Below are 7,857 nucleotides of genomic sequence, written 5' to 3'. Positions count from 1 at the left end.
GGGAAACCCCCCGCCGACCCTGCCCAGTTCACTGGAACCGCCGGCAACGTGGTACGCATCCGCCTCATCAATGCGGGCAGCGACACCGCGTTCCGGTTCGCGATGGGTGGTCACGCGCTGACGATTACGCACACTGATGGATTCCCTGTCGAGCCGGTGGAGGTCGACAGCATCCTGCTCGGGATGGGCGAACGTTACGACGTGCAGGTAACACTCGGCGACGGGGTCTTCCCGGTCGTGGCAGAAGCTGAAGGAAAACGAGACCGCGCGTTCGCGTTGGTCCGCACTGGTAGCGGCACCGCGCCGATGAGCGACGTCGAGGTTTCGGAACTGGATAGCCGTCAGGTGGGGACAGCGCAGAATCTGACCGCCGCCGCCGAGGTTGCCCTGAGCCGGACCACCCCAGACCGGCTGATCGACCTCACACTGACGGGCGGGATGGCGGCCTACGACTGGGGAATCGACGGGCGCCAATTCGACATGACCGACCCTTTGCGGGACGTGCACGCCATCAGCAAGGGGGAACGGGTTCAGCTACGGATCCGGAACGACACCAAGATGTGGCATCCGTTCCACCTGCACGGCCACACCTACCAGCATGAGGGCGGCGGACCCCGCAAGGACACCTCGACCATCCTGCCCGGGCGCACACTCACCGTCGAGTTCGACGCCGACAACCCCGGCTTGTGGATCGCTCACTGCCATAACATTTACCACGCCGAGTCTGGCATGACCACTGTGTTCGGCTACCGATCATGATCCCGGGCCGGCGAGTCCCGGAGGGTGCAGTGCTGCTCGAGGGCCGTTCACGCATGGGTCCTCCGCCGACCAGGAGCATCACGAGGGCGCGGGAGTGGCGGCACGCCACTGCGGCGATGCCTCCTTCACTTCCGATCGCGGCGACTTCGATCCCGGTCGTGTCGCGAAAGGGTACACAGTCATGAGCAGCCACTTGCCAGATCGGCGCCGCGCGCTCGTCGTCGACGATGAAGAGGCGCTCGCGGACGTGCTCGCCGGATATCTGGAGCGCGAGGGGTTCGAGGTCGCGTCGGCGGCCGATGGGCCTTCGGCGGTGCGCTTGGCGCGCGAGCGGGATCCTGCCGTCGTGGTGTTGGATCTGGGCTTGCCCGGCCTGGACGGGGTGGAGGTCTGCCGGAGCATACGCACCTTCTCGGACTGCTACATCCTCATGCTCACGGCCCGAGTCGACGAGGTCGACATGCTGATCGGGTTGTCGGTGGGAGCGGACGACTACATGACGAAACCGTTCAGCCCGCGCGAGCTGGTCGCCCGCATCGGGGTCATGATGCGGCGCCCGCGCGCCGCGGCTGCCGAAGAGTCCGCCCCGCTCGTTTCGTTCGGCGCGTTGGCGATCGACGTTCGAGGACGCGAAGTGTCATTGAAGGGCCGCCCGGTGCCGCTGACGCGCATCGAGTTCGACGTTCTGGCGGCGTTGGCGTTGAACCCGGGACAGGTGTTCACCCGCCAGGCGCTCATCAACGCGGTGTGGGGTGGGCAATGGGTCGGCGATGACCACCTCGTGGATGTGCATGTTCTGCACATCCGGCAGAAGCTCGGCGACACGGCCGCCGAGCAGAACTACGTCCGGACGGTCCGCGGGGTGGGATATCGGATGGGGCCCGGACGATGACCAGCCGTGCCGGTGTGCCTGCGGTGCGCGGGATCGCCGTGCGCCTTGTCATCGCGATGACCTTGGTTGTGGTCGCGGGGGGTCTTACCGCGTTCCTTGTTGCTGCTCTCGTCGGCCCGGCGCTTTTCGTCCAACACGTCGCCGAGTCGGGGGGAACCTCCCAAGACGCTATCGGCCACGCGGAGGAGGCCTTCCGGTCTGCGAGCACGCTCGCCACGACCATCGCTCTGGGCTCCGCCACGGTGACGTCCGTCGCCGCGAGTATCTTCCTCGCCCGCCGCATCGGCGCGTCGTTGCGCACGATGGCCGAGGCATCCACTCGCCTCGCCACGGGCCGACTCGATACCCGTGTCGCCGCGCCCGGGGTCGGTGCCGAGTTCGACCAGCTCGCACTCGCTTTCAACGCCATGGCCGATCGCCTCGACCGAGACGAGCAACTGCGCCGGCGGCTGACGGCGGACGTGGCCCACGAGCTGCGCACGCCGGTCGCCACCATAGCGGCCACCCTGGACGCGCTGGACGACGACGTGCAGCAGCTCACCCCCGCGATCACCGCGGTGTTGCGGGCACAGGCGTCCCGTCTCACCCGGCTCTCCGCGGACCTCACCGCCGTCAGCCGTGCCGACAGCGGTAGCCTGCACCTGCACCGGCGACCCCTCGCACCCGGGGCGATCCTCTCCGCGGCGGCGGCAGCCGCCGGCGGCGCCTACGCCGCCGCCGGCGTGACCCTCGTCGTCGATGCGCCGCACCTGCCGGACCTGCCCGTGGACCCCGACCGGCTCGGGCAGGTCTTCGCGAATCTCCTCGACAACGCGTTGCGACACACCCCTGCTGGCGGCACCGTCCGCCTCAGCGCCGCGCCCACCCCGAGCGGGGTGCGCTTCGTCGTCGCCGATGACGGGGAAGGCATCGACCAGGCACACCTGCCGCACCTGTTCGAACGGTTCTATCGGGTGGACGCTGCCAGGGACCGCGCACACGGAGGGTCGGGGATCGGCCTCAGTGTCACCCGCGCCCTCGTGCACGCGCACGGCGGGACGATCGCCGCACACAGCGCCGGTCCGGGCCACGGCGCAGAATTTCTCATCGAGCTGCCCTTCGATGGGGTGCGCGCCCCGCGTGGCGCGCACCTTCAGTGATTCTTCATCAGGCCACAGCGCGTCCTTGATCTGCGCCGCCCAGTCTGGAAGGACATCACCGGCAACCCCGCCGGTGAAGAGAAGAGGCGGTCGTGAGCGTGTGGTGCGGGCAGATGGATGTCGTCGGCTGGATCGCCATGGTCGCCGGGTGGGGGATCGTCATCGGAGTCGTCGTCTGGGCGGTGCAACGTATCTTCCCCGCCCCGCCGACACCGAGCGACGCGAAGTCCTTGCTGGACGCACGTCTGGCCAGCGGCGACATCGACCTTCCCACCTACCAGTCCATCCGGGCCGCCATGAACGATTCGGCGCCCGTCAACCACGAAGGAACACGATGAAAAAGCACCTCATTCTCCTCGCCGGCGCCGCGACGATCATCCTCGTCGGCCTAGTTGCGTTCGGCGTCGATCTCGCCCAGGCGCTGCCGTTTGCCCTGCTGCTCGCCTGCCCGCTCAGCATGATCGCCATGATGTACTTCATGAACAGGCACGGCACGCACGGCCACGGAGAGCCGTCGACTTCGGCGCACGACCAGCATGCCCCGTCACGCGACAACCACGAGCGCCTTCCCTGATCCGGCTGAGGCACCCCGCCCAATCGGTGGGGCCCGTTTGACCCGCACCCTCACCTTCGCCGATGAACGGCGGGGGTGAGGGTGCCTTACTGTCCGCGGCGCTCTTCCCTCGCTGCCAGCCCGGGGGAGCAGACTGGGGGGACCCGGCAACGCCCTCTGCCCCGCCGCAGCGAGGTACCGGCGCTGCAGTGACGAGAATCCCGGCGGAGAATGGACTCATGGACATCGAGCTCCTGCACATCGACGACTGTCCGAGCTGGGTCGACACGCGCCGTCGACTCGAGGAGGCCCTCCGTGCGACGGACTTCGGCGACACCCCCATCCGGCTCCGAGTCGTCACGACCGGAGAGGAAGCCGCCCGCCTGCGGTTCGCCGGATCGCCGACGATCCTTCTCGACGGCGCGGACCTCTTCCCTGGCGGGGAACCAGCCTCGGACGTCGCGTGCCGGGTCTACGCGACCCCGACGGGGCTCGCCGGGCTGCCGACCACCGAGCAGCTCATAGACGCGATCGCGTCTCGCGCACGGTGACTCGCGCACGGGGGCCTCGTCGCCAGAGCCCGGCCATCGGCTCGCGGGTCTCGGTGGGTGTCGCGGTCGCGCAGGGGTCTATCCCAGCGCTTCCTGTACTTCGTGGAGGAGCTCCTCGGGGTCCAGCCACATCGAGGGGTAGTCGCCGCGCCAGCGCTCGTTCCCCTCGGCGTCGATGAGCACGAACCCGTGACCGGGAAGGCCGGCATGCATGCCTTTGCCGAGGACGTCGTAGGCCTGCGACACGGTCCCGTCGTCGAGCAGGTACGGGGTTGTGACGCCGAACGCGTCCATGTCTGCCTGGATCTGCGCGGCCGGGTTCATCACGATGGGGAGGACGGTGATGTCCTTTTCGGCGAAGCCCGGGTTCTTCTCGATGGCGGCCATCTGCGCGGTGCAGGAACCGCATCCTGCGCCCTCGTTGAAGTAGAGCACCACCGTCTCTCCGCGAAGATCGCTCAGGCTGACGGTGCTCCCATCGGTTGCGGGCAGCGTGAAGTCTGCGGCGGCCTCCACATCGACCGGGGCCGCCTCGGGGATGGCGGAGTAGATCCCGTACCCGACCAGGACTGCGCCGACGGTCACAGCCGAGGCGGTCACCCAGATCCGTGTCCGTGAGCGGGGGCTCTGCCGGCTGGTGCGGGCGGGGGCGCTGACCGTTTCGCGGGTCTTGCGGTTCATGGGGTGCTCTCCGTGGGTCGGGGTGTGGGTTCAGCGACGGAGTCCGGTGCATCGACAGCGCGTCCCGTGGTGTCGGGCGAGTCGCCTCCGTCGGGTGGGTCGAGGGGCGTGTCGTGGCCACGATCGCGGAGTGTCGCCAGCACGAAGATGCCGACCAGCCCGATCAGGGCGGCGCCCAGAACGGGGTCCGGGATGGGTGCCGTCCACTGCAGGACGAACGCGAACAGATCGGTCAGCCACGCGGCGACCCCTGACTGCGACCCGCCGCCGGTCATATCGGTCGCGCCGGCCTGCAGGATCACTGCGACGCCCATCGCAACGAAGCCGGCCGCGACGAGCAGGTTCACGGTGTTCGTCGCGAGTATCCGGCGCCCCACCCGCAGGCGCACCGGCTTGGCGCGCAGCCACGACTGCCCGCCCTTAGGGAGCTTGTCCCACAGCAGCGCCATGAGGAACAAAGGCAGCACCATGCCGAACACGTATGCCAGCCCGAGCACCGTGCCACCCGCCGGTGAGCCGGACAGCGCAGACAGGGTCATCACCCCCGCGAGAACAGGCGCGCAGCAGCTCGACGCGATCCCGGAGAACACGCCGAGGCTGAAGAAGGTCGCCGTGTCGCTCCTCCCCGCGCTGGGGGCTCGCAGCATCCCGGGCATGGACCACATCCGGCCGGACAGGGCCAGGATCGCCAGCGCGATCATCAGAAGCCCGCCGGCCCAGTAGAGGACCGCGTGGTAGCGGGCGATGGCGCCTGCGATCAGGTTGGCGCCCACGGTGATCGGGACGAGAACAGCCGCGAGTCCGGCGGCGAAGACGAAGGTCAGCGGCAGCAGCTTCCACCGTCGGTTCTTCACGGCGGCGGCGAGGTAGCTGGGGGCGAGGAAGACGATGCAGCAGGGCGCGAACAACGCGACGCCACCAGCGAGAAAAGCGGCGAGGATCGACCCGGTCGCGAGGAGTTCGCTACCCATCAGACGCGAGCTCGCGCCACACCGAGCACGCGCGAGAGAGGGCCGCGCGGCAGCCGTCCAGCGCTGAAGAACTCACCCTCGAGCAGGATCAGCGGGAACATCGCCGGCCGATGCCGAGCGACAAGCGCAGATCCCCGCGCTGATTCGGCGTCGACGATCTCGAGATCGACAAGACCCGAAGCGCGGGCCTTCTCGAGCACGAGTTCCGCGTCAGCGCAGTGTCCGCATGCGGCGGAGGCAACCAGCACGACTTGCGGACGGCTGGTGGGGATCACGGGGGGTCGATCATTCACCCCCTCAGCCTCACTGGCGCGCGTAGGGATTCCATTGGGGTTCGATCAAGATTCGATCAAGGAGGCTAACCGCTGTGTGCAGCCGCACCCGAGCGGAGTGCCGAGCCGCGGCAACACTTGACGCAGATCGGCCGATCCACGGAATGACGTGGCAAGCAACCCCTTTCTCCTGCTACCGAAGCCGTGCATGATGGCCTCGAATCCCACGGCTTATGCCGGCCCACGCCCGCGACCGCGCAGAACACGCGATCCACTGGTCGGCCTGGTGGGTCGGCTCTCGCGGGGGAGCCACGCTGGGCATGGCGACCGACTCAAGCGGCGTCGACCTCGTCAGGTATTTCGTCGAGTTCCCGGCACACTCCCGGCACAGACGGCGCTACACGCGAGCAAATCCACCGTTGGGCAGGACATGACACGTGTGTTGTGGTTCGGTGGGTTTACGGCGAAATGGGCCAGGACCTGGGAATTGAAGAAACCCCCGGGAGTAGAAGCCTCCCGAGGGTCTCAGTGGCTCCGACGGGCGTCGATCCCGTGACCTCACGATTTTCAGTCGTCCGGTTGCACTGCCTAGCCTTTGATCTTCCAATCAGCACGACAGCCACGATCGGGGCCTGTCACGGCTACTAATTGGACGACCAGGTGGCCAACGCGACGTGGGAAGGAATTGGGAAGAGTTGAGTGGCGGTGAACGGACATGACCATCGCCGCACCGGTCGTCGAACCGCGGAATGACGCGGCGAACGCTGCTTGAGCGGACTGAGCGGACGCCCGGTCGATGAGTTCAAATCCCACCGTCACCGCCACTTTGAGCGGTGACGTCCCCTGGGGTGGTGTAGTTCTTGGCCGGGTTGTCTTCGTCGTAGACGTTGGTGAGCCATCGTGCGATGGTCAGTGAGAACCGATCAAAGTCACTCACAGAAAGACATACGCACGATGGCTCTAGACCAGTCTGCCCTCCTCGAGCTTCTCGGGGAACTGAAACTCACCGATGTCACTGACCGGATCCGTGTCGCGACGGAGACGCTCTATCAGGAGTTGATCGATGCGGAAGCGGCCGCGTTCATCGGCGCCGCCCCGTTCGAACGCACCCCTGCCCGCACGACGCAACGAAACGGGACGCGTCCCCGGACCCTCACGACCACGGCGGGGGATCTCGAGCTGCGGATCCCGAAGCTCCGGGCGGGGTCGTTCTTCCCGTCGCTGCTCGAGCGGCGCCGCCGGGTCGATCAGGCGTTGTTCGCGGTGGTGATGGAGGCCTATGTTCACGGGGTCAGCACCCGGAAGGTCGATGATCTGGTGAAAGCGCTCGGCGCGGACACCGGGATCTCGAAGTCGGAGGTGTCACGGATCTGCGCGAACCTCGACGAGGATGTTGCCGCGTTCCGCGACCGGCCCCTCGCGGACACCACCTACCCGTATGTGTTCCTCGACGCGACCTATTGCAAAGCGAGGGTCGGCCGGCGGGTCGTCTCCCAAGCTGTGGTCGTCGCGATCGGGGTTGCCGCCGATGGGCGCCGGGAGGTCCTCGGCTTCGAGGTCGGAGACACCGAATCGCAACCGTTTTGGACCACGTTCCTCCGGTCGTTGAAGGCGCGCGGGCTGGACGGCGTGAAGCTCGTGATCAGCGACGCTCACACCGGCCTGATCGCCGCGATCGACACCGTCTTCCAAGGCTCCGCCTGGCAGCGATGCCGGGTCCATTTCATGCGGAATGTGCTCTCCAACGTCCCGAAGGCGGCCGGCCCGATGGTCGCGTCGATCGTCCGCACGATCTTCGCGCAACCCGACACCGAGCACGTCTTCGCCCAGTTCCACGAAGTCGTCCGCATGCTCACCCGCTCGCACCCGAAGATCGCCAGCATGCTCGAAGATGCGCAGAACGACATTCTTGCGTTCTGCGGGTTCCCGCAGCAGCACTGGCGTCAGATCTGGTCCACGAACCCCCTCGAGCGGGTCAACAAGGAGATCAAACGCCGCACCGACGTCGTCGGAACGTTCCCGAACCCCGCCGCGCTGCT

The 7,857-nt window shown here is 67.5% G+C and carries 11 protein-coding genes; 7 read left to right on the top strand and 4 right to left on the bottom strand.

Annotation, left to right across the window (positions count from 1 at the left end; genetic code table 11):
• From BGN98_RS09610 to BGN98_RS09585, 6 genes are all read left to right on the top strand, one after another.
• On the top strand, positions 1-759 hold a 759-nt coding region (locus tag BGN98_RS09610), incomplete at its 5' end, for a multicopper oxidase family protein (protein ID WP_288121138.1).
• A gap of 181 nt (positions 760-940) precedes the next feature.
• Entirely contained in the window at positions 941-1,651 is a 711-nt protein-coding gene (locus tag BGN98_RS09605) for a response regulator (RefSeq protein ID WP_288121136.1), read from the top strand.
• Entirely contained in the window at positions 1,648-2,790 is a 1,143-nt protein-coding gene (locus BGN98_RS09600) for a sensor histidine kinase (RefSeq protein ID WP_288121134.1), read from the top strand. Before BGN98_RS09605 ends, BGN98_RS09600 begins: the two co-directional genes overlap by 4 nt.
• A 92-nt stretch (positions 2,791-2,882) precedes the next feature.
• Entirely contained in the window at positions 2,883-3,128 is a 246-nt protein-coding gene (locus tag BGN98_RS09595; protein WP_288121132.1) for a hypothetical protein, read from the top strand.
• Positions 3,125-3,364: a DUF2933 domain-containing protein gene (locus BGN98_RS09590; protein WP_005049609.1), complete on the top strand. Its 240-nt coding sequence runs from the start codon at positions 3,125-3,127 to the stop codon at positions 3,362-3,364. Before BGN98_RS09595 ends, BGN98_RS09590 begins: the two co-directional genes overlap by 4 nt.
• A gap of 218 nt (positions 3,365-3,582) precedes the next feature.
• Positions 3,583-3,894, top strand: coding sequence for a thioredoxin family protein (locus BGN98_RS09585; RefSeq protein WP_288121130.1), 312 nt, complete (start codon positions 3,583-3,585; stop codon positions 3,892-3,894).
• 78 nt (positions 3,895-3,972) lie between these two features.
• On the opposite strand, the gene BGN98_RS09580 is transcribed toward BGN98_RS09585, so the two are convergent.
• The 4 genes from BGN98_RS09580 to BGN98_RS09565 form a co-directional block, all read right to left on the bottom strand.
• Positions 3,973-4,575, bottom strand: a complete 603-nt coding sequence (locus tag BGN98_RS09580; RefSeq protein ID WP_288121128.1) for a peroxiredoxin family protein — start codon at positions 4,573-4,575, stop codon at positions 3,973-3,975.
• On the bottom strand, positions 4,572-5,546 hold the full coding sequence (locus tag BGN98_RS09575) for a cytochrome c biogenesis CcdA family protein (RefSeq protein ID WP_288121126.1): 975 nt from the start codon (positions 5,544-5,546) through the stop codon (positions 4,572-4,574). Before BGN98_RS09575 ends, BGN98_RS09580 begins: the two co-directional genes overlap by 4 nt.
• The gene (locus BGN98_RS09570; RefSeq protein WP_288121124.1) at positions 5,546-5,839 is read right to left on the bottom strand and encodes a glutaredoxin; all 294 of its coding nucleotides are present in this window, start codon (positions 5,837-5,839) and stop codon (positions 5,546-5,548) included. The genes BGN98_RS09575 and BGN98_RS09570 overlap by 1 nt, the downstream gene beginning before the upstream one ends.
• A gap of 781 nt (positions 5,840-6,620) precedes the next feature.
• Positions 6,621-6,755 carry a hypothetical protein gene (locus BGN98_RS09565; protein WP_288121122.1) on the bottom strand — a complete coding sequence of 45 codons (135 nt, stop codon included), beginning with the start codon at positions 6,753-6,755 and terminating at the stop codon, positions 6,621-6,623.
• Positions 6,756-6,772: 17 nt separating this feature from the next.
• On the opposite strand from BGN98_RS09565, the gene BGN98_RS09560 reads away from it, so the two are divergent.
• A partial coding sequence (locus BGN98_RS09560; protein ID WP_288121120.1) for an IS256 family transposase occupies positions 6,773-7,857 on the top strand: 1,085 nt, incomplete at its 3' end.

It is taken from the genome of Microbacterium sp. 69-7 (assembly GCF_001897985.1).
Classification (GTDB): Bacteria; Actinomycetota; Actinomycetes; order Actinomycetales; family Microbacteriaceae; genus Microbacterium; species Microbacterium laevaniformans.
Note: the sequence above shows the minus strand (reverse complement) of the source record. Positions and strands in the feature narration are given on the sequence as shown.